The sequence below is a fragment of the Pseudoalteromonas sp. DL-6 genome (assembly GCF_004328665.1).
In the GTDB taxonomy this organism is placed as follows: Bacteria; Pseudomonadota; Gammaproteobacteria; order Enterobacterales; family Alteromonadaceae; genus Pseudoalteromonas.
The window spans coordinates 1,783,864-1,809,196 of sequence record NZ_CP019770.1 but is presented as its reverse complement, the minus strand read 5'-3'; the positions used below and the strand labels follow the sequence as shown (position 1 = coordinate 1,809,196).

At 40.7% G+C, this 25,333-nt stretch carries 23 protein-coding genes; 9 read left to right on the top strand and 14 right to left on the bottom strand.

Annotated elements, in window-relative coordinates:
* Nucleotides 1–11: 11 nt before the first annotated feature.
* The 3 genes from B1F84_RS08355 to B1F84_RS08345 form a co-directional block, all read right to left on the bottom strand.
* Nucleotides 12–614: a hypothetical protein gene (locus tag B1F84_RS08355; RefSeq protein ID WP_240701992.1), complete on the bottom strand. Its 603-nt coding sequence runs from the start codon at nt 612–614 to the stop codon at nt 12–14.
* Between the two features lie 225 nt (nt 615–839).
* Entirely contained in the window at nt 840–1,019 is a 180-nt protein-coding gene (locus B1F84_RS08350) for a DUF6435 family protein (protein WP_008109224.1), read from the bottom strand.
* A 93-nt stretch (nt 1,020–1,112) separates the two neighbouring features.
* Complete coding sequence (locus B1F84_RS08345; protein WP_131691146.1) at nt 1,113–2,273, bottom strand: PQQ-dependent sugar dehydrogenase; 1,161 nt, start codon at nt 2,271–2,273, stop codon at nt 1,113–1,115.
* Nucleotides 2,274–2,568: 295 nt separating this feature from the next.
* On the opposite strand from B1F84_RS08345, the gene B1F84_RS08340 reads away from it, so the two are divergent.
* The 3 genes from B1F84_RS08340 (at nt 2,569) to B1F84_RS08330 (ending at nt 5,888) form a co-directional block, all read left to right on the top strand.
* Entirely contained in the window at nt 2,569–3,612 is a 1,044-nt protein-coding gene (locus B1F84_RS08340; protein ID WP_131691145.1) for an FAD-binding oxidoreductase, read from the top strand.
* Nucleotides 3,609–4,661: an acyl-CoA desaturase gene (locus tag B1F84_RS08335; protein WP_131691144.1), complete on the top strand. Its 1,053-nt coding sequence runs from the start codon at nt 3,609–3,611 to the stop codon at nt 4,659–4,661. Before B1F84_RS08340 ends, B1F84_RS08335 begins: the two co-directional genes overlap by 4 nt.
* A gap of 225 nt (nt 4,662–4,886) precedes the next feature.
* Nucleotides 4,887–5,888 (top strand): branched-chain amino acid aminotransferase, encoded by a 1,002-nt coding sequence (locus tag B1F84_RS08330; protein ID WP_304644689.1) that lies wholly within the window; start codon nt 4,887–4,889, stop codon nt 5,886–5,888.
* Between the two features lie 375 nt (nt 5,889–6,263).
* Here B1F84_RS08330 and B1F84_RS08320 read toward each other — a convergent pair whose 3' ends face one another.
* A complete protein-coding gene (locus B1F84_RS08320; RefSeq protein WP_131691143.1) occupies nt 6,264–8,819 on the bottom strand; it encodes a TonB-dependent receptor in 2,556 nt (851 codons plus the stop codon).
* A gap of 192 nt (nt 8,820–9,011) precedes the next feature.
* Nucleotides 9,012–9,323 carry a DUF962 domain-containing protein gene (locus B1F84_RS08315; RefSeq protein ID WP_076918586.1) on the bottom strand — a complete coding sequence of 104 codons (312 nt, stop codon included), beginning with the start codon at nt 9,321–9,323 and terminating at the stop codon, nt 9,012–9,014.
* Nucleotides 9,324–9,475: 152 nt separating this feature from the next.
* Here B1F84_RS08315 and B1F84_RS08310 point away from each other — a divergent pair, with 152 nt between their 5' ends.
* On the top strand, nt 9,476–11,632 hold the full coding sequence (locus B1F84_RS08310; RefSeq protein WP_131691142.1) for a prolyl oligopeptidase family serine peptidase: 2,157 nt from the start codon (nt 9,476–9,478) through the stop codon (nt 11,630–11,632).
* An 86-nt stretch (nt 11,633–11,718) separates the two neighbouring features.
* Here B1F84_RS08310 and B1F84_RS08305 read toward each other — a convergent pair whose 3' ends face one another.
* Nucleotides 11,719–13,011 (bottom strand): anti-phage deoxyguanosine triphosphatase, encoded by a 1,293-nt coding sequence (locus B1F84_RS08305; RefSeq protein ID WP_131691141.1) that lies wholly within the window; start codon nt 13,009–13,011, stop codon nt 11,719–11,721.
* A gap of 181 nt (nt 13,012–13,192) precedes the next feature.
* Between B1F84_RS08305 and B1F84_RS08300 the strand changes: the two genes are divergently transcribed.
* Entirely contained in the window at nt 13,193–14,002 is an 810-nt protein-coding gene (locus tag B1F84_RS08300) for a glucosaminidase domain-containing protein (RefSeq protein WP_008109205.1), read from the top strand.
* Nucleotides 13,995–14,654 carry a DUF2987 domain-containing protein gene (locus B1F84_RS08295; RefSeq protein ID WP_274377837.1) on the top strand — a complete coding sequence of 220 codons (660 nt, stop codon included), beginning with the start codon at nt 13,995–13,997 and terminating at the stop codon, nt 14,652–14,654. Before B1F84_RS08300 ends, B1F84_RS08295 begins: the two co-directional genes overlap by 8 nt.
* A gap of 58 nt (nt 14,655–14,712) precedes the next feature.
* Here B1F84_RS08295 and B1F84_RS08290 read toward each other — a convergent pair whose 3' ends face one another.
* Both B1F84_RS08290 and B1F84_RS08285 read right to left on the bottom strand, forming a co-directional pair.
* Nucleotides 14,713–15,891 carry a GGDEF domain-containing protein gene (locus tag B1F84_RS08290; RefSeq protein WP_131691140.1) on the bottom strand — a complete coding sequence of 393 codons (1,179 nt, stop codon included), beginning with the start codon at nt 15,889–15,891 and terminating at the stop codon, nt 14,713–14,715.
* A 135-nt stretch (nt 15,892–16,026) separates the two neighbouring features.
* Nucleotides 16,027–16,917, bottom strand: coding sequence for a TIGR01777 family oxidoreductase (locus tag B1F84_RS08285; protein WP_131691139.1), 891 nt, complete (start codon nt 16,915–16,917; stop codon nt 16,027–16,029).
* Between the two features lie 528 nt (nt 16,918–17,445).
* Between B1F84_RS08285 and B1F84_RS08280 the strand changes: the two genes are divergently transcribed.
* Entirely contained in the window at nt 17,446–18,489 is a 1,044-nt protein-coding gene (locus tag B1F84_RS08280) for an AI-2E family transporter (RefSeq protein ID WP_131691138.1), read from the top strand.
* A 42-nt stretch (nt 18,490–18,531) separates the two neighbouring features.
* On the opposite strand, the gene B1F84_RS08275 is transcribed toward B1F84_RS08280, so the two are convergent.
* Complete coding sequence (locus B1F84_RS08275) at nt 18,532–19,614, bottom strand: FAD-dependent oxidoreductase (RefSeq protein WP_131691137.1); 1,083 nt, start codon at nt 19,612–19,614, stop codon at nt 18,532–18,534.
* Nucleotides 19,615–20,255: 641 nt separating this feature from the next.
* Between B1F84_RS08275 and B1F84_RS08265 the strand changes: the two genes are divergently transcribed.
* Nucleotides 20,256–20,468, top strand: a complete 213-nt coding sequence (locus tag B1F84_RS08265; protein WP_075169129.1) for a hypothetical protein — start codon at nt 20,256–20,258, stop codon at nt 20,466–20,468.
* Nucleotides 20,469–20,578: 110 nt separating this feature from the next.
* On the opposite strand, the gene B1F84_RS08260 is transcribed toward B1F84_RS08265, so the two are convergent.
* The 5 genes from B1F84_RS08260 to B1F84_RS08240 all read right to left on the bottom strand — a co-directional run bounded on the left by B1F84_RS08260 (nt 20,579) and on the right by B1F84_RS08240 (nt 23,710).
* On the bottom strand, nt 20,579–20,926 hold the full coding sequence (locus B1F84_RS08260) for a hypothetical protein (RefSeq protein ID WP_240701991.1): 348 nt from the start codon (nt 20,924–20,926) through the stop codon (nt 20,579–20,581).
* A 52-nt stretch (nt 20,927–20,978) separates the two neighbouring features.
* The gene (locus B1F84_RS08255; protein WP_131691134.1) at nt 20,979–22,316 is read right to left on the bottom strand and encodes an ATP-binding protein; all 1,338 of its coding nucleotides are present in this window, start codon (nt 22,314–22,316) and stop codon (nt 20,979–20,981) included.
* Complete coding sequence (locus tag B1F84_RS08250) at nt 22,310–22,984, bottom strand: response regulator transcription factor (RefSeq protein ID WP_008109187.1); 675 nt, start codon at nt 22,982–22,984, stop codon at nt 22,310–22,312. Before B1F84_RS08250 ends, B1F84_RS08255 begins: the two co-directional genes overlap by 7 nt.
* Nucleotides 22,985–22,987: 3 nt before the next feature.
* Nucleotides 22,988–23,248 carry a PepSY domain-containing protein gene (locus B1F84_RS08245; RefSeq protein ID WP_008109182.1) on the bottom strand — a complete coding sequence of 87 codons (261 nt, stop codon included), beginning with the start codon at nt 23,246–23,248 and terminating at the stop codon, nt 22,988–22,990.
* 159 nt (nt 23,249–23,407) lie between these two features.
* Nucleotides 23,408–23,710 carry a YciI family protein gene (locus tag B1F84_RS08240; RefSeq protein ID WP_076918598.1) on the bottom strand — a complete coding sequence of 101 codons (303 nt, stop codon included), beginning with the start codon at nt 23,708–23,710 and terminating at the stop codon, nt 23,408–23,410.
* Nucleotides 23,711–23,898: 188 nt separating this feature from the next.
* Here B1F84_RS08240 and B1F84_RS08235 point away from each other — a divergent pair, with 188 nt between their 5' ends.
* The gene (locus B1F84_RS08235) at nt 23,899–25,323 is read left to right on the top strand and encodes a sodium-dependent transporter (protein WP_131691133.1); all 1,425 of its coding nucleotides are present in this window, start codon (nt 23,899–23,901) and stop codon (nt 25,321–25,323) included.
* Nucleotides 25,324–25,333 lie beyond the last annotated feature (10 nt).

The window sequence follows — 25,333 nt, the reverse complement described above, 5'->3', positions numbered from 1 at the left end:
ATTATGGGTCTTTACGACCGACTTATTGATTTATTGAAGATCACGATAGAGAATATAACTTCTGTTATGCTGCCAACAAAAGCACCAATGACGAAGTTAGCATTTAATAAGATACAAACTACTCCCGCTAGCATAAGCACAGCACCTAAAAGCCAATAAACTTTTGCGCCATATAAAGTATTAAAAATTAAATAACGCACACCTACTGCCAACAGCATTATTGGATAAAACCATTGTAGATGCAGCTTAGAAACATAGAAGGCGATGAAAAAACCAACAAATAAAATAACGGTACTTTCTAAAGCAAGTTTGCCTAATGGGTTGGTTGAGTCATGTTGTCCAGGGCGCTTAAGTACTTTTGATAGCAACATAGCCAGTGGGTGTATAAACATACCTCCAATAAACAGTGTAAGCATACTTGCTTGAGTTGAATACAGTACTGCAATTAAACCTGCAAAACACCAAATTAATCCAGAAATAACAACACCTGTTGCGCCACCAAAATAGGCGAAATCCATGTCTTTTTGCGCTTGCTTAAATTCCATAAACATCCCATGAGCTAAAAATGAATATCCCTCAAGCAGAGGAAAATAACTATTGGTTAATAATTCCACTAATTAACTTTGATGTAAACAACTGATTATGCGAGAAATAAAATGGCTTTTAAGTATACATTAATAGGGCTGTAATAACGTGATGGGGAAAATGCAAATTAAACCTATAAGAATTGTATTTAATTTTCCAAGTTGGGTAAATGTTTATAGAAGTTATTTAGTCGGGGAAATACAACCCCCGCACTGTTAATGCGGGGGTAGGTTCAAACTTATTTGGTGAAATGTTTACTTAGTTTTTTTGGCTTCGAGTGTTTCTATTTCACTCCAGATTTTTTCAGCCTCGTCAGTTAACATCGCATAGCTTTTAATATCGCCTTTTCTTTGAGCTTGCATACCTTGCTCTAATTTTGCGTCGTATTCTTTACGTAATTTTTTGATTGGATCTGGCTTTAAAAATGAAAACATCAACACCCTCGTTGTTTATTAGCTAATTACAGTAACAGTACGCAGTTAAGCTGCAAAAAGTTTGCTGTTACTGTAATTAGGTGTGTTAAATGGCTACTTTGGATCTAGGCGAACAATGCCTTGACCATCTAAGCCTAAATAAAGAGTACCATCAGGGCCTTGAGCTAAGCTGCGAATGCGGCCAACGCCTTCAAGTAGTTTATGTTGCTTAACCACTTTGCCGTCGGCTAATTCAAGCACGCTAACAAAGGCGTACTTCATTGAAGCAAGTAGCATTTTTCCTTTCAGCTCAGGGTATTTATTACCTTTAACCATGAGCATATCAGAGGGGGCAATAGAGGGAGTCCATTGCGAAACTGGCGCTTGCATGCCCGGTTTATCGGTTAAATCAGTAAATGATGTACCGCTGTAGTTAATACCGTAACTCACCACTGGCCAGCCATAATTGGTGTTAGGCTTAATTATATTAAGCTCATCGCCACCGCGTGGACCGTGTTCGTGCGACCATAGGGTGGTTGTTTGTTGATCAAACCACATACCTTGTGGATTACGATGGCCATATGACCAAACGGCGGGTTTTGCATTTTTTTGCGCAACAAACGGGTTATCGGTAGGAATTTTACCGTCCTCGTGTAAGCGATAAATTTTACCACCATCACGGCTTAAGTCTTGTGGGTTAACATCGCGCGAGCCACGATCGCCAATCGAAAAATACACATAGTTTTGGTTATCAAATACAATCCGGCTGCCGTAGTGCTGGCCTTTTTTAGAATTATGTTCCCCTTTGTATAATTGTTGTGGCTCAAGCAGTTGGCTGCGATCGTTACTTAGCTTTGCACGCATAAGTGCGGTGTTGCTGCCTTCGCCATCACCTTCACTACTTGAGTAGGTAAGGTATAACCACTGGTTGTTTGCAAAGTCAGGGTGCAATGCTAAATCGAGCAGGCCACCTTGGCCGTTGGCATCAATTTTGGGTAATCCTGTAACCTTTATTAGTGCTTCACTATCTTTACGCAGTAAATACAAGGTGCCACTGCGCTCAGTAATTAATAAGTCGCCATTAGGTAGTGGTTCAATTGCCCAAGGAACAGCGATCCCTTTAGCAATTGTCATGGGTTTTATATTCAGGGTTAAAGAGTCTAGTTCTTTAAAATCAACAGCATGAGCATTAAGGCTGCCCAGTGCACCAAGCAATAAACTTGTTGTTACCGTTGTGATTAGTGCGCGTTTTTTTAGTGTTTTAAGTTTGTTCATAATGGCTTCCAAAATTAACAATTCCAACCAGCCTAGCATGCTATTAATCATAATGTTAAATATTTAAGTTGAATGAAAAACAACCGTCACTAAAGGGGATATTGCTTGCTTGTTAAATACCTGCCAGTAAAAAATTCGAATAATTACTCTATTAGGCTTGAAATTTAAAAATGTCAGCGTACACTTGTGCGCTGAAAGTTGAGCTTACACGTGTAGGCTCAAATAATTAACCTAATTGAGGCGTGTTGCTTAACGCGCTCATTGGGATATAGATTTAAATAGAGAAACAATCACTATGTTTATTAAGGCGTTAAACCAATTTTCAAAATTGTTTTTACATCATCAAAGCTTTGCCGCTTACATAGAGCCAATTATGCAGGTGTTTAAACCAGCATGGCGTGCAGGATTTTTCAGCGCAAAAGTTATAGCGGTAAGCCCTTGTAGCCACGATTTTTTGAGTGTTACCTTAAAACCAAGTAAACAGTGGCGCTCGCATATTGCTGGCCAGCATATTAGTTTAACGGTTGAGGTTAATGGACGATTATTAACCCGAGTGTTTACCCTTGCCAGTAGTCCTGACTATTTTAAAGCGACAGGGTTAGTGCGCTTACTCATAAAAACCAGTTCACTAGGGCAGTTTACCGGCCAGTTACAACAGGCATTAAGTTTGCAGCCGCGGTGTAATATATCGCCAGCTCGTGGCGACTTTGTATTTAAAAGTTGGCACAAGCCTAGCGTTTTTGTAGCGGGTGGCTCTGGCATTACCCCAATGCTTGCCATGCTTGAGCAGCAACTTGGCAATACAAATAGCCCGATGCAATTGTTGTACTTTGCTAAGGCGGGTGCACACCAGTGTACAAATGAACTTACGGCACTGGCAAAGCGCTTTGCGCATTTTAGTTTTTCATTACTCACACGCGATGCATTAACACCGTTAACACAGCACATAAACCTTGATGCGCAGCCAGATATTTATTGCTGCGGCCCTGGTGGTTTTATGCAGCAAATTGCCGATTTTGCTAAGCAGCATAAGCTTGGCTACTTTCAAGAATCCTTTGGCCTAGCCTTGCCCAAATTGACTGACGATAGCCAGTTTTCAGTGAAAATAAACAAAGACACGCACGTAGTGACTAGTAATGACGTGTTACTAAGCCAATTTGAAGCAAAAAAACTCCCTGTGCAGCGAGGCTGCGGCATTGGTATTTGTCATCAATGTCAGTGCATTAAAAAGTCGGGAGTGGTGCGTAATTTAAAAACTAATCAATTATCAGATACTGGCGAGCAGTTAATTCAACTGTGTGTGAGCCAAGCCGTTAGCGATTTGGAGTTACAGCTATGACAACTATAAATTATCAACAGTTAGCCGATGATTTAGATGAAATTAAAATGTCGACATTAGCGAAAGTAGGGCAAAAGGATGCAAATTATATTCGTTCTATTGTGCGTAAGCAGCGGCTTTGTGAAATAGGCGGACGGATTTTATTGATGCTTGGCTTTGTGCAGCCATTATTGTGGGTAGCGGGTGTGTTGCTTCTTGGTTTGGCTAAAATTCTCGACAACATGGAAATTGGCCACAATGTAATGCATGGTCAATACGATTGGATGAACGATAAACAGCTTAACTCTAAAAGCTACGAGTGGGATATAGCCTGCGATGGCCAAAGCTGGAACCGCGTTCATAACTTTGAACATCATACTTACACTAACATTATCGGAAAAGATCGTGACTTTGGTTATGGCTTATTAAGGTTGAGCAACGACTTTAAATGGAGGCTAAAAAATACATGGCAGTTTATTACCTATTTAAATTTAAGCGTGCTGTTTCAGTGGGGCGTGTCGTATCATGAGCTCGCAGGCGAACGAGTCTTTATAGGTAAAAAGAAACCAAACCGTAAAGGCGCTGTAGCGCATAGCACTTTAAAAAAGCGCTTTTTTAGTAAAGGGGCGCGCCAACTAATTAAAGACTATGTGTTATTTCCAGTTTTGGCGGGACCACTGTTTTTATGGGTATTAAGCGGTAATTTTTTGGCAAACTTAATTCGTAACCTGTGGACCTCAACCATTATTTTTTGTGGCCATTTTACTGAGCAAACCCATACTTTTTATGAGCAAGACTGCAAAAACGAAAGCCAAGGGCAGTGGTATTATCGCCAAGCGCTGGGTTCGTCAAACATTAAAGGGGCACGTTGGTTTCATATTTTAACTGGGCATTTGAGCTTTCAAATAGAGCATCATTTATTTCCTGATATGCCGTCGTCGCGTTATCAAGAAATTGCGCCTAAAGTACAAGCTGCATTACAAAAGCAGGGGATTGCTTATAATACTGGCGGATTTTTTCAGCAATACACCTCAGTGTTAAAACGCATATTGCGTTATTCGTTTAAATAGAGGTTAATAAAATATCCGCTACTATAATGTATGCATTAAATAATCAGCTAACCTTAATATGTTAGCTGATTATTGCATTAAAGAGTTAGCAAGCGCTTTTTTGATTAAATAATCATCAGCACATGCAAAAAATTCTTCTAATTAATTTAAAAACAGCTCGTTTTGCTATGGTTAAATAGTAGCTGGTTGTCATACAATGGAGAAAAATAGACCACACAAGAGAGAATAAAAATGGCAGCATTTGGTACTGTGTTTATGCCGCAGATGATTCAAGCTAAGTTTTCTGACAACCAGTGGGGCGAAAGCTCAATTGTTCCTTGCGATAAGCTTGAGTTACATGCAGGTGCACACGTTCTTCATTATTCAAGTACATGTTTTGAAGGGTTAAAAGCCTTTCGCCACGAAGATGGCTCGGTTAATATTTTTAGAATGGACGCTAATATTGCGCGTATGCAGCAAAGTTCTGAATTGTTGAGTTTACCTGCTGTTGATGGCGAGATGCTAAAAACAATGATCATCGATATTGTACGTGAATACGCCGATGAAACGCCGCTTCCTCCAGGTTCTATGTATATTCGCCCAACCCACATTGGTACGGAAGCTGCCATTGGTAAAGCGGCTGCACCGTCAATGAGTTCATTGCTTTACACGCTATTATCGCCAGTGGGTGATTATTTTTCAGGTGGCGCAACTGCGTTACGTGTTTTACTTGAAGAAGATGGTATGCGCTGTGCACCGCACATGGGCATGATCAAAAGTGGTGGTAACTATGCCAGCGCGCTTGGCCCAATTTCAGCAGCACGCACTAAATATAAAGCCGACCAAATTTTATTTTGCCCAGGCGGTGATGTGCAAGAAACCGGCGCGGCAAACTTTATTTTAATTGATGGCAACGAAATCATTACTAAAGCACTTGATAGCACATTTTTACATGGTGTAACGCGTAATAGCATTTTAACCATTGCTAAAGATTTAGGTATGACGGTTAGCGAGCGCAACTTTACTGTCACTGAGCTTTTAGAGCGCGCAGCAAAACCAGGTACTGAGGCAGCACTTTCAGGCACTGCGGCAGTATTAACCCCAGTAGGTACGTTTATCCATAACGATAAAGAATACAAAGTGGGTAACGGTGAACCAGGGCCAACTACGGCACGTTTGCGCCAAGCATTGAACGATATTCAATGGGGTAAAAGCGAAGATAAACACGGTTGGTTAACTAAAATCTAATCGGGTTCTAGGGTCTGTTGACCTTTGCGGATTAAAATTTGTTCAAACTAGGGGCGGTTTAATCGCGGCGCGAGGTTTGTAACCTAGTGGGCTAAGTAAAAACCGAGCAAAGCTTCCGCGTCCTGCTCACGCCCCTTACCTACATCCATGTAGGCAACAAAGAGTAAATCGTCCCTAGGCAGAACCCTTCGGGCAGCGCCTGTTTGGCATTGATGCTGCGTTATCGCCTATTTATGGGGAATAACCACACCACATAGGCTCTGCCTTGCCTAAATACCAAACAGACTGCTGCAAATTTAACCTTGAAAGATCAACAGACCCTAATCTATTAAAAAGCCACACTATTTAGTGTGGCTTTTTGGTTTAAGCTACAGCTTAAAACTTCATTTCAATTTTGCCGTACACGTAGCGGCCATTAAAACCAAATGGTGAAAAGCCCGAGTACGAGAACAAGCGAGAGAAAGTGGTGACATCACTCACCAGCTCTCGAGTTGGATCTGGGTATACATCAAACACATTATTAGCGCCTAAGCTCAGAGTAAGGTTATTATTAAGTGCATACGCCACATCTAAATCGGTGATCCATTTAGGTTCTAACACTTCGTTACGCTCTGGATTTTCAGACGGGTCTTGTGTTTCACCATAACGAGTACTACGTAGTGTGGTGCGCCATTCGTTAAGTATCCATGTTGCGCTAAGGTTGTATTTATTACGCGGTGTGCTCACTTCAAAACGACGTAGCTCATTACCCGAGAACAAATTATCTTGCTCAACCCCAACACTTTGTAATTGTGCTGGTGGGTCAATAATATCGGTGACTTGGTTTTTACCGTAGTTGTAACCTAAATTAAACGCTACATCACCGTAATTGTCGGTGATTAAATTATAAGAAGCGACGACGTCAACGCCACGGGTTTTGCTATCGATCGCGTTTAAGAAAAATCGACCTTGGTTAGCGCCGGTGCCCTCAAGTAAGCTTGCAACGCCTGCGCCCGATAAGTTATTTGATAACACAATACGGTCATCAATTAATATTTGGTAGTAATCCACCGATAAGCTGAAGTTGAAGTCGGTTGACCACGTAAAGCCTACCCCGTAGTTAGTAGCTTCTTCTGCGTCTAAACCTGGTGAACCCAATGCAACGGCAACATCGCTGCTTGGCGCAAAGGTACCTGTTTGTGTTGGTTCGCCATCTACAAATACAGTCGCCACCGAGGTAAAGTATTGCTGTTGTAGAGAGGGCGCTCTAAACCCAGTTGATACAGAGCCGCGTAGTGCTAAGTCTTCTGTAAGTGTATAGCGGGTGGCAATTTTACCATTAAGCGTGTCGCCAAAATCAGAGTAGTCTTCGTAACGCGCGGCGATGGCAACATTCCAGTTATCTGTAATAAAGGCTTCTAAGTCAACGTAAAGGCTGACATTGTGGCGGCTGTTATCACCCGCAGATTCAGGTGTGAACCCAGGGAACACTTGTGAACCTGCAGAGCCGAATGGGCCATTAACCGGATCGGTCACGGCACCACCTGGGCCAAAATTACCACGCGCATAAGAGGCTTCTTCGCCCGCTTGAATTTCGTAGCCTTCGCGGCGATACTCAGCGCCCACTGCCACGTTAATTCCGCTGGCTAAAAAGTCAGCATCAATTTCACGGCTAAAATCAAGGTTAATAGTCAGCTGATCGTAAGTAAGCGTGCCGGCATCAAAACTGGTTTGGCTACTTGGCCCATATGAAGTGTTTAAACTATTAATAACACCAAAGTTAAAGGCATCTTGGCCATATACAGCAGAAGCATCGTAGTTCCATTCATTAGCAAAGCCTTTCACACCTAAAGCCAATGAAAAGTCATCAATGTCTGAGGTGATCACCGGCAAAAAGCCATCAGGGTATATTTCTGTAACGTTACGGCTGTCTTGGGCGCGACGATAAAAGCCACCGCCTTCACCTTCACGTTTACTGTATGAGCCAAACGAATAGAGCTCAGCATCGTTATTTAGCTGATAACCTGCGTTGTAAAACAACGCAAAGTCTTCAACAGTGCCGTTACCAAAGTTATGGTTGTAACGATCCCATGTGAATTCGCGTGGGTCGAGAGAGCCATCAGGTAAACGAGGATAGTTTTCGCGTTGGTCGTAATCAGAGCGGTTGGTTGAGCTGCGATCGCGATATTCACTAGAAATACTCAAAAAGCCGTTATCGCCTAATTCAAACCCCATATTACCTTGCAGAGTTAAAGTTTGGCCGTCGGTAAGCGAGCGGTCGCCGCCCTCAGTAAAAGCTAAGTCACCATTGGCGTCCTCAGAAACCGATTGTAACTGCGCGACACCGTCCATATCGGTAATATTTGCACCATAAACGGCACCCAAACTACCGCCACTGCTATTGCTTTTAAGGACGATATTAATCACCCCGGCGATAGCGTCTGAGCCATATTGAGCTGCGGCACCATCGCGTAATACTTCAATGCGTTCAATCGCGTTTGCAGGTATGGCGTTTAAATCAACCGATGACGAACCACGACCCGTTGAGCCGTTTAAATTAAGTAGCGCGTTACTGTGGCGACGTTTACCATTCACGAGCACTAAGGTGTGATCAGGAGCTAAGCCACGCAGTTGAGCTGGGCGCACATGGTCGCTGCCATCGGTAATTGATGGCTGTGGGAAATTAAAACTTGGTAATAACGTACTTAACAGCGCATTAGTTTCTGTTTGTCCTGAACTTTTTAAGGCGTCGCCACTAATAATATCTATGGGAACAGGGCTATCTTCGACCGTGCGACCTAGTCGGCGAGAGCCAATCACACTAATTTGTTCAATGTTTTCTTGCGCCTGAGTCTCTTGCTCAGCGGCGTTAACCGTCCATGAGCCAACAAGTGCAGCTGCTATTGTTAAAGAGATGGTTTTTTTTGCTGTAAATAGTGGTGTAAGTTGCATGACTAATTTCCCTCATTCGATGCTTTACAGGTGGTTTCAATTTAATCTTTTTAAATTAATGAACTAATTGAAATTACTGTTGTCAAGGTAGACCATTTCTACAATCGAGGTCAATTGAATTACATTCAATCTACAATTTATTTACAGCGAGTAAGCAGAGGCGTTTATTATAGCGATAGCGTAAGTAGCCATTTACCATTTGATTTTGCCAATCAGTATATCTTTAAACATGACCCAATCGCCCCATAAACTGTAAAACGGGTGCTTAAATGTGGCAGGGCGGTTTTTTTCAAAAAAGAAATGCCCAACCCATGCAAAGCCATAACCAATCAGCGGTAATAACCATAACAATACGAATTGTGAGCTAATAAACGCATAGCCGGTCAAGAGCAACACTAAGCTACTGCCAATAAAATGCAGCCTGCGACAAGTTTTATTACGATGCTCTTTTAGATAGTAAGGGTAAAAGCGTTTAAAGCTGGTAAAAGATTCAGTTTCTGTCATTACTCAACCTGTTAGTGTTTAAAAGTTGTTCATCTATTTAAGCGCAACTAGGTGCAGGTTAACAGCAATAAATGACGTTTACCGCAAGTTGATAGACAAACAAACAGAAAGTTAATAACTTAGGCTGACTATAAAAAAATAATGGTAAAGCAATGCTTAAAAAAACACTGACCTGTGCGGTTGTAATCGCACTTGCGGGTTGTTCACAACCTGCAGAAAACACTACTCAAAATGAAGTAAAAACAGCTATGAAAGCAGTTAACTCACTAGATTACCCTGAAACTAAAAAAGGCGCTGTGGTTGACACTTACTTTGGCGAAACCGTGGCTGATCCGTATCGCTGGTTAGAAGATGATATGAGTGAAGAAACGGCTCAGTGGGTTAAAACACAAAACAAGCTTACCTTTTCGTATTTAGAGCAAGTGCCTTACAGAGATACACTTAAACAGCGCCTTGAAAAACTAATGAACTACGAAAAAATCAGCGCGCCGTTTACTGAAGGTGATTACACCTATTTTTATAAAAATGATGGCCTGCAAAACCAGTACGTTTTATACCGCAGCAAAGACGGCGGTGAAGCTGAAGTGTTCTTAGATCCTAATACTTTTAGTGAAGACGGCACCACTTCAATGTCGGGTTTATCATTTTCAGAAGATGGTTCATTGTTAGCGTACCAAATATCAGAAGGTGGTAGTGATTGGCGTAAAATCATTGTTATTAATACCGAGACCAAAAAGCAGGTAGAACAAGCACTGGTTGATGTTAAATTTAGTGGCGTTAGCTGGCTGGCAAATGACGGTTTTTATTATTCAAGCTACGATAAGCCAGAGGGCAGTGAGCTTTCTGCAAAAACTGATCAACATAAAGTGTATTACCATAAGTTAGGTCAAGAGCAAGGCGAAGATACTTTAGTATTTGGCGATACAGCAGAACAAAAACACCGCTATGTGGGCGCTAAAGCAACCAAAGATGGTCGTTTCTTATTTATTAGTGCCAGCGTATCGACCTCAGGTAATAAGTTATTTATTAAAGATTTAACTAAGCCAGATAGCGAATTTGTTACTGTAGTGGGTAATACAGACTCTGATACCAGCGTGATTGACAACGAAGGCAGCAAGCTATTTTTGGTCACAAATTTAAATGCACCAAATACAAAAGTAGTGACGGTTGATGCAAGCAATCCACAGCCTGAAAACTGGCAAGATTTTATCCCAGAAACTGAAAACGTACTTAATGTAACGCTTGGCGGAAATACGTTTTTTGCCAACTACATGGTTGATGCTATTTCTAAAGTGAAACAGTACAACAAAAAAGGCGAATTGATCCGCGAAATTAGCTTACCAGGTGTTGGTACAGCGAGTGGCTTTGGCGGTAAAAAAGAGCAAACTACGCTTTATTACTCATTTACTAACTACAAAACGCCAGGTACGACTTACAGCTTTGACGTGCAAAGCGGTGAGTCAAAAGTGTACCGTAAATCGGGGATTGACTTTAATAGCGATAACTATACCTCTGAGCAAGTATTTTATACCTCTAAAGATGGCACGAAAGTACCGATGATTATCACTTACAAAAGTGATATTAAATTAGATGGTAGCAACCCAACTATTTTATATGGCTATGGTGGCTTTAATATTAGCTTAACACCTCGCTTTAGCTCTACAACAGCGGCTTGGCTTGAGCAAGGCGGTGTATACGCGGTGGCTAATATTCGTGGTGGCGGTGAGTATGGTAAAGAGTGGCATAAAGCGGGTACACAATTGCAAAAGCAAAATGTATTTGACGACTTTATTGCTGCCGCACAATACTTACAAGATAAAAAGTACACCTCTAAAAAGCGCTTAGCACTGCGTGGTGGTTCAAACGGTGGGTTATTAGTGGGTGCTGTCATGACCCAGCGACCTGACCTATTTCAAGTTGCGTTACCTGCGGTAGGCGTATTGGATATGCTTCGTTATCATACATTTACAGCGGGCGCTGGTTGGGCATACGATTACGGTACTAGCGACCAAAGTAAAGAAATGTTTGATTACTTGAAAGGCTACTCGCCAATTCATAACGTAAAAGCAGGGGTTGAATATCCGGCGACTATGATCACTACAGGCGATCATGATGACCGCGTTGTACCGTCGCATTCATTCAAATTTGCAGCTGAGCTTCAAGCGAATCAAGCGGGTACTAACCCAACGCTTATCCGTATTGAAACCAATGCAGGTCATGGTGCAGGTACACCAACCAGTAAAATTATTGACCTTTATGCTGACATGTACGGTTTTACGCTTTACAACATGGGCATTAAATCACTGTAGTGTGATTTTATAAACTAACGAAAAGCCGAGTTACGAAAGTGACTCGGCTTTTTTATGTTGGCTAACCTGAATTCAGATTAGCTAATCTATTGTATGGGGGAGAATAACCGTTGATAGGTTTTATAAGCGTACTCGTCGCTCATACCGCTTAAATAGTCACAAATAATACGCATGCCTTGATTATGTTTTTCAGCTTCAAGGTACAGGGCCTGCGTGGTTTCCGGTAATAACCGCAGCGGATCGCTGGCAAACGCAGTAAATAATTCTATGAGTAGGTTTTGCCCTTTAAATTCTATTTGCTGCATTTGTGGGTCGCGTATTAAACGCTGAAATACAAAGTGTTTGAGGATCTGTAAAACATTTTCGTATTGCTGATCTAATTTTGCGGTGTGCTTTAAAATAGGGCACTCAAATTCATCGTTTTGGGTATCTAAATGAATATGAATAATAAAGGTATTCACCAGTTCGCCTATGGCGTCTTTTCGCTCATGTTCATACTTTGAAAATAACCGCTTGGAGAGTGACTCCAGCAAAGTGTTTAACCAGTCATAGTCAAGTGCTTGTAAATGCGGTAATGCATGGGTTAGCCAATCGTCTAAACTGAGCACATCGGTAGCTATGGCATCTTCAAGATCATGAACGGCATAAGCAATGTCATCAGCCAGTTCCATAATGGCACTGTCGATTGATTTATAACGGGTTTTAGCGCGATAAGCATCTGCGTGTTCTTGGCTAGATAATAACGCTTTATCACTTGCGCTAAGAGGCTCAATAATCCAATTAAATATCGCGGCATCGTCATTGTAAATACCTTTGGCTGGTCGCCAGTCATCGGCTTTAATAAATGCACGCTGTTTATTTTCTTGTGGGATATTATGCCAAAGGTTATCAATAAAAGCTGGGTACTTAATAAACCCTAACAAGGTGCGTCTAGTTAAGTTCATGCCGTAGCCGTTACTGTAGGGCTCTAGCTTAGCCACAATGCGCAGTGTTTGTGCGTTACCCTCAAAGCCACCATGATCACGCATCATATAGTTAAGTGCAATTTCGCCGCCATGCCCAAACGGTGGATGGCCTATATCGTGGGCTAAGCATAAGGTTTCGAGTAATCCGGTTGATGGAAAATGCGCAAAGCTTGGATGCTGAGCTTTTAAGTGGCGTAATATACCAGTGCCTATTTGCGATACTTCTAAAGAATGGGTAAGGCGAGTGCGGTAAAAGTCGTTTAAGCCAATGCCCATTATTTGGGTTTTAGCTTGAAGGCGTCTAAATGCGGCAGCATGAATGATTCGTGAGCGGTCTATTTGCCAAGCAGAGCGGTTATCGTTAGGGCGGTGCTTATATTGCTCAATTATTCTATTTTGCCACTGTTTATCCATGTCACAACCTATCATTTCATTTACGACTTTAATGCTTAGTATATTATAAATAGCCTACAATAGGCGTATGAATTTTATTCAGTTGTTCGGTATTCGCGTTTATAAAGTGGCTTAGGTATAATGTTGTTTCGTATGTATGTGACTAAACCATACATAACTTAGAGTTTAATTGAGATAATACATGTTAAAAACTATTTTTCAGTTGTTGTTAGCCGCCGTTGTTATTTGGGCACTTACTCATCCGTTTATTGATACAGATGGATTGGTTTCAGATGAACAAACCAGCACTAGCGACATTAAAAAACAGAAGAAGAAAGAAAAACCATTGCACAGCGTTAAGTTGCCAAAGTTCTCAGAATTCACTGATGTGAAAGAGAAAAAGCATGCGTTTTTTAACTTTATTAAGCCCCATGTAGAAGCCGAAAACAAAAAGATTTTACAGCAACGTGCAAATCTTGAAATTGCACGCATGATGCTAGAGCACGACGAGCCGCTTAGTAAAAAACAAGCGAGTGATATTAAAAAAATACTTAAATCGTACGGCTTATCTGAAACCTTAGATACCATTACCCTCAGCCAAGCACTGCGCCGCGTAGATATTATTCCTAAAGAAATGGCCTTAATGCAAGCGGCCAATGAGTCGGCATGGGGTACTTCACGTTTTGCCCGTATTGGCTTAAACTTTTTTGGCCAATGGTGCTATAAAAAAGGCTGTGGCATGGTGCCAAGAAGACGCAACAGCGATGCAGAACACGAAGTGGCGGCATTTAAATCGGTTCGCGCAGCAGTAAGCTCTTATTTTAGAAATATTAATACTCACAATGCTTACAAAGAGTTACGTACTATTCGTGAAGACTTACGTGCACAGCAAAAGCCAATTTTAGCGACTAAATTAACGTATGGTTTAATGTCTTACTCTGAACGTGGTGAAGCGTACATTGAAGAACTAAATACCATGATTAATCAAAACCGAGCGTACTTTGATGAATAAAATGGTATTAAAATTAGTGACAGCCAGCTTTTTAGCAGTAGCGGCTAGTAGTGCGGTTGCTAAAGAATTTGTGATGTCGTATGACGGTTTTTATGACCGTTTAAAAGTGGTGAACAAAGGGGACTTTCAGTACGCCCGAGTAAACTTTTACATTAGCGATATTGGTACTAACGAAGTATGTAGTATTAAAAGCGGTACTATTTTAACTGAAAAGAATGAGTACCCGCTTAATTATACCGACAAAGCACAATTGCTATTACCGTTCGATAAACAGCTAGATACCGATAAAGCCGTGATTGTGGTTCAGCCACAAAATCCGGTTCACGATTGTCAGTTAAAGTTACAAATAGAAGCTAACGAGCTTGAGGGTCTAGCGTTATCAAAGCAATCGTTATTAGTTATTAATAATGAGCTTGAAGAGCTATTAACAGACCTATCTGGCTTTTTTGTTAGCAAACTAATGTGGTTTTTATTGCCTGAACAAAAAGGCGTGGTTGTTACCTTTAAAACCCCAAAGCAATTTGATGATGAGCGTATAACGTGCGAAAAGTCAGTGTGCTATTTTGAAGTAACCGATAGCTGGGAAGATAACACAACCGTATTAGCTGATATTAACGAGGTTGTTAAAGTAACGCCTTGGATCAGTAAGTAACCATAAAAATAGTAAACGTATAAAAGCGGCATCCATTATGATGCCGTTTTTTTTATGACTAAATGATGGCAGAGGGGGCTTTTGCTAATAGGCTTTTTTCATCATGGGTGACCACTTTATTTCGGCCTGTTTCTTTAGCAAGATAAAGTCGTTTGTCGGCTTGTAACAACAGGGCTTGCATATCTAGCTCGCGCACTAACATGCTACTTACCCCAGCACTTACAGACAGTGCAATGCTGTGGCCATTAAAATAAAACGGGTATTCATTAATACTACTGCAAAGCTTTTGAGCTAACTGCCTAGCTTGCGCTAAGTTTTGTTGATTAAGAAAAATAGCAAACTCTTCGCCGCCAATACGAGCAGTAACACCAAGCTCAAAAAACAATTCGTTAATATGTTGTGCAATCCACTTTATCGCTTCATCGCCGGTTTCATGGCCGTATTGGTCGTTCACTTGTTTAAATAGGTCAATATCGAGCATGATCAACGACACTCTGCTGTTAAGAGGCGCGGTTTTAGTAATTTTTTTACATAAACGAAAAAATCCACGCCTATTTAAAAGCTGTGTTAACGGGTCGTGATTCGCTAGATTAATTAGTCTAGATTCAGCATTAGCAAACTTAATAAACGGCAAAATTAGCGCACTGGCGGTGGTTAAAAATAAATGCGTTACTAATAACAGCTGTAAACCTGACGCTAGGCTGGCTTGACTGATTTTGCTTGAGTAGAGCAAAACAAGAAGTACAACTTGCAACAGCATTACCACACTGTGAAGTGCAAAACAGGCTATGAGTAAGCGTTGTTGTACTACAGCAACACTTGGGGTTTTAATCATTAAATACGCAGCGTAACTAAATAACACAGCAGTAATAATACTGGTAATAATTTGCCCTGCATCAATAAGGTACACTGCAAGTAAAAGCGTACAGCACATGGCGCAGGCATAGTATAAAGGCGTTACTTTTATCGCGGGCGCTTGGCTTTGTGGTATTAACCCTAAAATAACCAGTAATGGGCTTAAAATAATAAAAACGTAAGCAAAAAAGTGGGTTAACAGGGGGAAGTCAATAAAGTCTCTTAAACCTATTAATGCAATAGCGGTAATAAATGAGCAACAGGCAGAAGCAAAATAAAAATAGCAAGGTTGCTTTTTGTATCTATAAACAGAAAAAAAGAACACCGCAATAAATAAGTTAAGAATAAAACAGAGGCTAATTAATGTAGGTAAATGAAGCATGTTAAAGGGGCTCTTTTAGCTAAGGGAAGGCGTTTATACAACAGTAAGTATTAGGTAGTAACACTAAAATAGCAAGGGGGTAAAAAGTATTAACTTTTATCCCCTACTACAAACTTAACCCGTTAAGGCCAGTGGCTAGACTAAACTTTTTAATGCAGCGTCTATTTTAGTGAAATGAAAACGGTAGTTATGGTCTAAGGCTTTTTTAGGCACCACATACTGACCGGTAGTAAGTAAGTCAGCCATTTCACCCATTAATATATTAAGCACCCCAGCTGGCATAGGCATAAACGCAGGGCGTGATAATGCTTTTCCTAATGATTTACTAAACTGCTTGTTACTTACCGGCTCAGGAGCTGTGGCGTTGATAGCACCAGATATTTCACTATTACGAATTAAAAATAAAATCAGTTGCACCATGTCATCAATGTGGATCCAAGACATACCTTGTTCACCATGGCCAATTGGCCCACCTACGCAAAGTTTAAAGGCAGGTAGCATTTTACCCAGCGCGCCGCCTTTTTTAGCCAGTACAATACCGGTACGCAATAAGCACACACGGGTGTCGTCAGATTCAGCCTGTAAAGCTGCTTGCTCCCAATCTTTACAAAGTTGATGGCTAAATTCATCGTGAGGCTCGGTATTGTTTTCATCAACTAGGCTGTCGCCTTGGCGACCATAATAACCAATTGCACTGCCAGATATAAAAGTATGCGGCGGAGTATGGCATTGATTTATAGCATCACTAATTGCTTGCGTGACAATAATTCGGCTATCGCGAATAACCGCTTTTTGTTTATCACTCCAACGTTTATTAACAATAGGCTCGCCGGCTAAATTAATAACCACGTCAACGGTATTAAAATCAACATCCTCAAGGCTATCAATAGCGTTAACCTGATGCCCTAACAATACTTTTGCTTTGGTTGGGTTTCTGCTTAGCACTGTAACGTCGTGGTGATGCAACAAGAAGGGGCAAAGGTGCCTACCAATTAAGCCTGTGGCGCCAGTAAAAAATATATGCATTGCAACTCCAAAATTATAAATAAAGCAGGATGTTTAAAATTTATACTCTCCAGCTCAACGATTTGCAAATTTATACGTACCAATAATTTTTATGATCACCTAGGGTCTGTTGGTCTTTGCGGATTAATATTTGTTCAAACTAGGGGCAATTTAATCGCGGCGCGAGGTTTGTAACCTAGTGGGCTCGATAACTGCTCCTGCGTTATTCTACTGGCTTACATCCATGTAAGAATAAGTAAAAACCGAGCAAAGCTTCCGCGTCCTGCTCACGCTCCTTACCTACATCCATGTAGGCAACAAAGAGTTAATTGCCCCTAGGCAGAACCCTTTGGGCAGCGCCTGTCTGGCATTAATGCTACGTTATCGCCTATTTATGGGGAACAACCACACCACATAGGCTCTGCCTTGTCTTAGTACCAAAAAGACGGCTGCAAATCTAATCTTGAAAGGCCAACAGACCCTTAAATATTTCATTCTATTAGCTTTTGCCTTACACTAAAGCCAAATAACAGCAATAGGATAATGGTATTGGCAAGTTTAACTGGGGTAAATAAAAGCTTAATAATTTTTGCCGCTTTGGTAATTGTGCTAGCGGGTGTTAAAGCCGCAAGCGCTATTGTTATTCCGTTTATTTTGGCAGCATTTATAGCCATAATTTGTAGCCCACTCATTAATTTTTTTGCTCGTTACCGTATTCCAAAAGGCATAGCGGTAGTGCTTGTAGTGCTTATTATTATGGGCTTAGGGGTTAGCTTAGGCGGTTTAGTAGGTCAGTCGGTTAACGATTTTTCAAAACAATTACCTGAATATAAAGCACAATTAAAAGAAGAATTTGTATGGTTGGTTGATGTGGCCTCGCAATACAATATTTTAATTAATAAAGAACAAATTTTGTCTATGTTTGATCCTGGCAAAATGGTTGATGTTGCCACCAATATGCTAACGGGTTTAGGTAGCGTAATGGCCAATATGTTTTTAATTATTTTAACAGTTGTTTTTATGCTGTTTGAAGGGCCGATACTTGGCAAAAAAATTCATTTAGCACTGGACGATCCCGACAGCAAAATCAAGCAAATTGACCGCTTTCTAGACTCTATTAACTCTTATTTAGCCATTAAAACCTTAGTGAGTTTAGCTACCGGTGTAATTGCTGGTTTTTACCTGTGGATACTCGATGTTGATTATTTTGTACTATGGGGCGTATTGGCATTTATGCTCAATTACATTCCTAACATTGGTTCAATCATTGCGGCTGTGCCAGCACTGTTACTGGCGCTTATTACGCAAGGCCCATTAGTGGCAGGACTCGTCGGCGCTGGTTATTTAACTATTAATACCGTTATGGGGAATATTGTAGAGCCAAAATACATGGGTAAAGGCCTCGGGCTTTCTACCTTGGTGGTGTTCTTGTCATTAATATTTTGGGGCTGGTTATTAGGCTCTGTGGGTATGCTGCTATCAGTGCCGTTAACCATGATTGTAAAAATAGCACTAGAAGCCAGTGACGAAGGGCGTTGGTTAGCTACTATGCTTGGCACAGGTGAAGAACCCGTTATCAAATCAGAAGACTAATACCTTACAAAGGCGTGCCTTCATAGCACGCCTTTTAGAAAGCTAAGCAACTATTAAATTAGCTAAAGCGCTATCTACAGCATTTATAGATCCCTCTAAATATCCTGCTTCTTGCTGTGCAAACTCACTCCCCACAAAATGCACTTGTAACTGTTTAAGCTGCTCGCTAAGCCCTGAAAAATTGAATTCAGGATGCTGCGATACACCTATTTGGTCATCTTTGTTGGCAACAAATTCATCCTCAGCCCAATCTTTTATAATGCAGCTTTTCGCTGTATAGGCTTGCTCACCGTAAAAATAGCTGAGCTGATCAAGGCAAGCTTGGGTTAATTGCTCGCGAGTTACTTTACTGCGCTGCAAGTAAGGCACGCCAATAAAGCCAAACAAAGCAGAGTGAGAATGCTCACTGGCTGACGCATCATGAACTTCTACCAATGGGCCTACACGGCTAAAACATTGCCCCGATAAATTTTTATCTCGCCAAAAGGCGTGTTCAAAGGTGGCAACAAACTTTGCTTGGCCTGCCATCCACGTAGGCACCGACGCTAAACGCTGTGCTAAAACATTATTAGCCCATAAATGCGGGGTTAAATGTTGGCTGATCATTCTAGGGGGTAACGCCAACAGTAACTGATCGCAAGTATAGTATTGCGTACTCCCTTGGTAATTAGCGCTTATATGCCAGCCATCGGAGAGCTTTTTTACTTCGCTAACAGCGTGCTCTAATTTAACGGTGTTTGGCTCAAGCTGATGATAAAGCGCATCAATAAGCTCGTCCATACCGTTTTGTATTCTAAATAACTGCATTTCGCCAGCCCCTGCAACTTGCTGGGCAGGCACTGTGTGTGATGCTTGGTATAACACATCGCCTTGGGTGTATTGCTCAAACACAGGGATGTTTAAAGCGGCAACTAACTGTTGAATATTAGGCTGATGCGGAAATATCCAGGTAGGGCCTAAATCGTGGCCAATGGTGTTGTTGGTCGGTAAATAATGAGACGCAATTCTGCCACCTAAACTGGCTTTGGCCTCTAATAATAAAAACGGAATGTTACGTTTTTTAAGGCTGTAAGCAGCATATAAGCCAGCTAAGCCACCACCAATAATAACCACAGGTTTATGCATTTTAAAATCACTTTAGCTAAGTCAATCTACTGGTAGGTAGTTTGTGGTTTTTGTGCAGTTTTGTCAAAACGTTTTATGGACTAAGTGAATAATCTGAGTACGCCTCTATATTCAGGAAAATGAGCGAAGCGGGAACAGAGTGTTAATTAATTACGCTTTAAAATAATAAAAACTTAATGATAGTAATATGTTAGCTAATTTGTTAAAACTATATCTAGTAGAAAAATTAAACGTAGCGCTGGTATAGATATGTGCGGATGGCGCATAATACTAAACTATGGGAAGTCCACAATTTCCTCAAAGATAATATAGAAAATAATGACGGGTACAGAATTTTCTATCAAAAAGGAAAGCCTATTGCTTCCGAAGATACTATTCAGCGTGTGTTTAGGTTGACTTGGTACGCCTCTCCGTATGACGTAAATTCTGAGTTAAAAACTGTCTAGTGAAAGCTGGGAAGTCCAGTTTATCAAACCTGCAGTGAAAACAGTCATGCTTACCATAAAATCAGATAAAAACTTATAATAATTTACTTAGACGTAACTAAAAAAGTGGGTTAGGGTTCGATCTGCTATACATTTTGGCCCAGTATTTTAGTAAGCTGAGCGCAGTGTTATATTTACCTAACTAAGGAGCAGAAAATGGCAACAATGACATCAGCCACTCTAAACGAACAGATTATTTCAATCGAAGAAGCTATTAGTCTAAGGGATAACTCATCATCAAGACCAAATTTTAGGTGCCCAGAGTGCCACCAACCCGTTCGAGCGCATAAATCAGGTGGTCATGCAGCTGCACATTTTGAGCATTTAGAGCGCAATGCTAATTGTACACTTAGCCATGTTGCACGATAGAAATAATAAGGATGTAAAAATGCAGCCTTTAAGGCTGCATTTCCCAAAACACTAATAAACTAACCTTTAAAATATCAAGCCAGAATACATGTCGCTTACTTTTGAACTTGTTAAAGCCCCATTTTAAGCTGCTGAATGAATTGCTCTATCATTGCTATTTCACACTCTTTATAAGTTACTACAGCTTCTGGTGAATTAGGCTGTTTTAACATATAACGCCACTGGCAACTTTTTTGAATGTACTTATCTTTGGCGTTAAGACTTTGTTTAAACAGTGACAAAATGACGGTATTACCGGTTTCACTTTCTAATTCGGCCAGTTCAAAGGTGCGCTTTTGGATCCAGCTGTCTTGTTGCTGTTGCACTTTATTTAATTTGGCATCTAAACATTGTGTGTAATCTTTAATTTGCTCGGGTAGGGCATTGTTTTGCAATGTACACTCTTGCACTGCAGCCATACTTTGCTGCGCCCATAAAAATAAAAGGCTTAAGCTAAAAAAAAGGATGTAGTTATTTTTTTTCATGGTAATTAAACTCGAGAATAAATTTTGCACCGCCTAAACGTTGCGACTGAGATATAGTTAACAGCCCGTGATATGACTTAACCAAGTCAGATACAATAGCCATACCAACACCGTGGCCGCTTTCGTAGGTATCTAGGCGCGTACCGCGTTGTAACAATGATTCGCGTTTATCTGGCTTAATGCCCGGGCCGTCATCACAAATACTTATACTGAGCGTTTTAGCTTGTGAAACGTTAATACTGACTTGGGAGCGACAGGCTTTACAGGCATTATCTATTAAGTTGCCTAATAACTCCATTAAATCGGTTTTATCACCTAAAAAGTAATCTTTATCGCTCATTTGGCAATTAAATATAATGTCTTTATCGCGGTATACTTTACTCATTGCGCTTAAGATAGAATCGATAACTGGTTTGATAGGGGTTTGCTTTTTCCATGTATCGGAAGCACCCGTGGCGGCACGTTTTAATTGGTGCTCGATCATCACATTAATTCTGTCGAGTTGTTCTTGTGCATCTGCATCGTTAGCGAGTGGGCTTGATTTTAAAACAGCTAACGGCGTTTTAAGTGCATGGGCTAAATCGCTAAGAGAGGCGCGGTATCGTTCTTTTTGACGTTGCTGCGACTCTAACAGTAAATTTAGGTCGGCTTTAATCGTTTGCAGTTCAACGGGGTATAAGCCTTTAATTTCTTGAATATCGCCTGATTCAATGGCTTTTATTTCTTTATCTAGGCGCTGCAGAGGTCGTGCACTCCAAATAAAACCAATGGCCATTAAACCTGCAATGGCAATCCCCATTATAAACATCCAATCGACTAAGGTTTGTTTAAAGCCGTCCATTAAACGCAGTAGGGCGTCGTTACGTTTTAATAAAATAAAGCGAGCTTGCTCTGATTGGTCAATATTATTAAGTATTACCGTCAAACTTAACTGCCAATAGGCGGTGTTGTTATACACCACACGTCTAAAGTCGGCGGCGCCTGCTTTGGGCTCTATATATTGGGGAACAAAGTTAACGTTAACCGCCGACTCAGAATGCCAAATAGGCACGTCGTCACGGTATATCATGGCGTAGGTGTCTGAGTTTAAATTGTTGAGTTCGGGGGTTAATATAGAGCTGGGCATAATAATACCGCGCTCGGTAAAATCAACTTCGGAAATAAGTGAATACAGGTGTGCTTCGAGGTTTTTTTCGGTGGCATCAACAAGTGACGCATAATATGCCTTACCTATAGAGTAAAACAAAATGGGTAGGGCGACTAACAAAACAAAGACAAGGATAAAACCTTGCCTTATTTTTAACGAAATTTGCGGTGCTACCACTGGCTTTTAAGCCTGTAACCACGTCCGCGTAATGTTTCCACTGGGTTAAGCACGCCATCTGGGTCGAGTTTTTTACGCAAACGTAGTACAAACACTTCAATAACGTTCGAATCAAGGTCGAAGTCTTGATCGTAAATATGCTCTGTAAGCTCAGACTTTGAAATTACTTTTTGTGGATTAACCATTAAGTATTCAAGTACTTTGTACTCATACGCGGTTAAGCTCAGCTCTTTGTCGTTTACCCATACTTGTTGTGAACGGGTATGAATTTTAATAGGGCCTGCTGTCATTTCAGGGTTTGCTTTACCTGCACTGCGACGAATAAGCGCATTACAGCGAGCAATTAGCTCTTCCACATGAAACGGCTTAGTTAGGTAGTCATCGGCACCGGCATCTAGGCCTTCTACTTTGTCTTGCCAGCGATCGCGCGCGGTTAAGATCAAAATAGGGATAGTTATCCCTTGGGCACGTGCTTTATTTATTAGCTCAATACCGTCTATTTTAGGTAGGCCTAAATCAACTACAGCCATGTCTAAAGGGTATTCAGTGATGTGAAAAAGGCCAGCCTCACCATCGTGACATAAATCAACGCTGTAACGCTCTTTTTCTAATGCATTGCGCAGGTTGTCTGCCAAATGTAAATCATCTTCTATTACTAAAATTCGCATTGGTTAATCCTTTTTCACTTCGCCAGTTTTCTTGTTTATTTTCAAATCGACGACGTGGCCGTCAGCTTTTAAGATTCGTACAGTAAAAAAAAGTGTTTCTTCAGAAATTTTTAACGTTGTACCGTCTGTAGTTTGCTTTGCAAGTATTACTGCTTTCTTTTTGCTTACCTCAACTTTATCGGCTTTGCTTTTGGTATTGTTTGCATGGGCAAAATTAGCCAAACACATTACCGCGATTAAGTTGAGTATTAATAATACACGCATTGCGAAACTCCTAGAACAGACCTGCTTAGCTCAGAAACTAAGCCACTAAAACTTTAATACCACGACGTGTATTTAAGTTTTTATAAGGCAAAGTTTAATTAAAAATGAGTGAACAAACCCTGAATTACTGGTTGCAGTTAAACAGGGGTCACAGTTTAATTAAGCAGGGAACACTTTTTTAAATGGTTTAACGATAGAATTTTCATATACGCCACCGGCAACATAGGGATCATCTGCGGCCCATTCTCTGGCGTCTTCTAAAGAATTAAATTGAGCAATCACTAAAGAACCCGTAAAACCTGCGTCTTGCGGGTCTTCACTATCAATGGCCGGAAGAGGGCCTGCGGTTAATAGTCGGCCTTCGTCTTCTAGGATTTGTAAGCGCGCTAAATGAGCTGGGCGTGCCGCTTTACGGTGCTCTAAACTATTTTGGACGTCTGTTGAATAAATCATATACAACATAAAAATACTCTCAAAACTTGTTAAATTTAATTAACTGCATACTAGCATAGCGTTGATAAATGGTGAATTAAAAGTGTTTATGGTGATGTTTACAGCAAGAATGTTTTTTTACACGGTAATTGCTTGAAAAGCGTTGCGTAACACTGGTAGAGTCCCTTGGATAAGATAAATAATAACAAGGTTATTACATGAGTGAAAATAGAGAGCACTTTAGCTCCCGCTTAGGATTTATATTGGCAGCGGCAGGTTCTGCTGTGGGTATTGGTAACTTAGTAGGCTTTCCAGTTTCTGCGACTAAGAATGGCGGTGGTGCATTTTTGCTCGTCTATGCTTTGTTCGTCGCATTCATTTGTTTACCTGTAATGATGGCCGAAATGGCCATGGGTCGTCATGCACAAAAAGACCCGCTTGGTGCATACAAGGTATTAGCTAATAACGACAAAAAATGGAAGTTTGCTGGCTTTTTAGCAGTATTAACGCCATTTATGATTGCTGTTTTTTATATGGTGATCACGGTGTGGATTTTTGGTTACTTAAGCCAAACCGCACTGGGTAATTTAGATATGCTGGCAAACCCTGGGCATTTTGGTGAGTTTATAAATAGCTACACCGTGTTTGGTTATATGGCACTGGTTGTGGTTATTGTTAACCTTATTTTGGTCGGTGGTGTAAAAGACGGCATAGAAAAAGCGGCTAAATTTTTAATGCCTGCTTTGTTTGTCATGCTAATTATACTGGTGGGTTATGTACTCACCCTTGATAACGCAATGGCGGGTGTTAAGTACTACATTATTCCTGATTTTAGTAAAATGAATGCCAGCGTGCTTAACGGTGCACTGAGCCAAGCGTTTTTCTCATTGTCGTTAGGTATGGGTATTTTAATTACCTATGCCTCTTATATTTCGAAAAAAGATGACATTGTAGGCAGTGCTAAAATGGTCGCTATTACCGACTCACTGGTTGCGTTTGTAGCAGGCTTAATGGTGTTACCGGCTATTTTTAGCTTTGACCCAAATACCGATCCGGCTAAGTTATCTGACTCGTCAGTTTCAATGATTTTTGTCTATCTTCCAAAAATCTTATTAGCGCTACAAAATGATATTGGTTACCTTGGCGCATCAGCCGTGGCATTTATTTTCTTCTTATTGGTATTTTTTGCTGCGATCACATCATTGGTATCTATTGTTGAAGTACCAACTGCAACACTAAGCGACCGTAAAGGCATTAGCCGTAAAAAAGCGTTGGGCATACTTACTTTATCAACTGGTATATTAACTATTTTGTGTATTATGTCGTTTGGTATGATTGACAGCCTAACTACTTTTACTAGCTACGGTAGTGGTAATAAGAGCTTTTTTGATGTTGTTTATGACGTATTCTACGACACAATATTGCCTTTAAATGGTTTAATGGTGTGTTTGTTTGTAATGTATAAATGGAAAAAAGTTCGCTTAAGTGAAGAGCTAAGACAGGGCTCTCCTAATTATGCTAATAGCTTTATGGAAAAGTACGTTAACTTTTCACTGCAAACCTTTATTCCAGCGATATTATTAATCATTTTTGTAAATACCGTTGCGACGAAGTTTTTTGATATCAGTATTTTTGGTTTTTAAGTTAAATTAA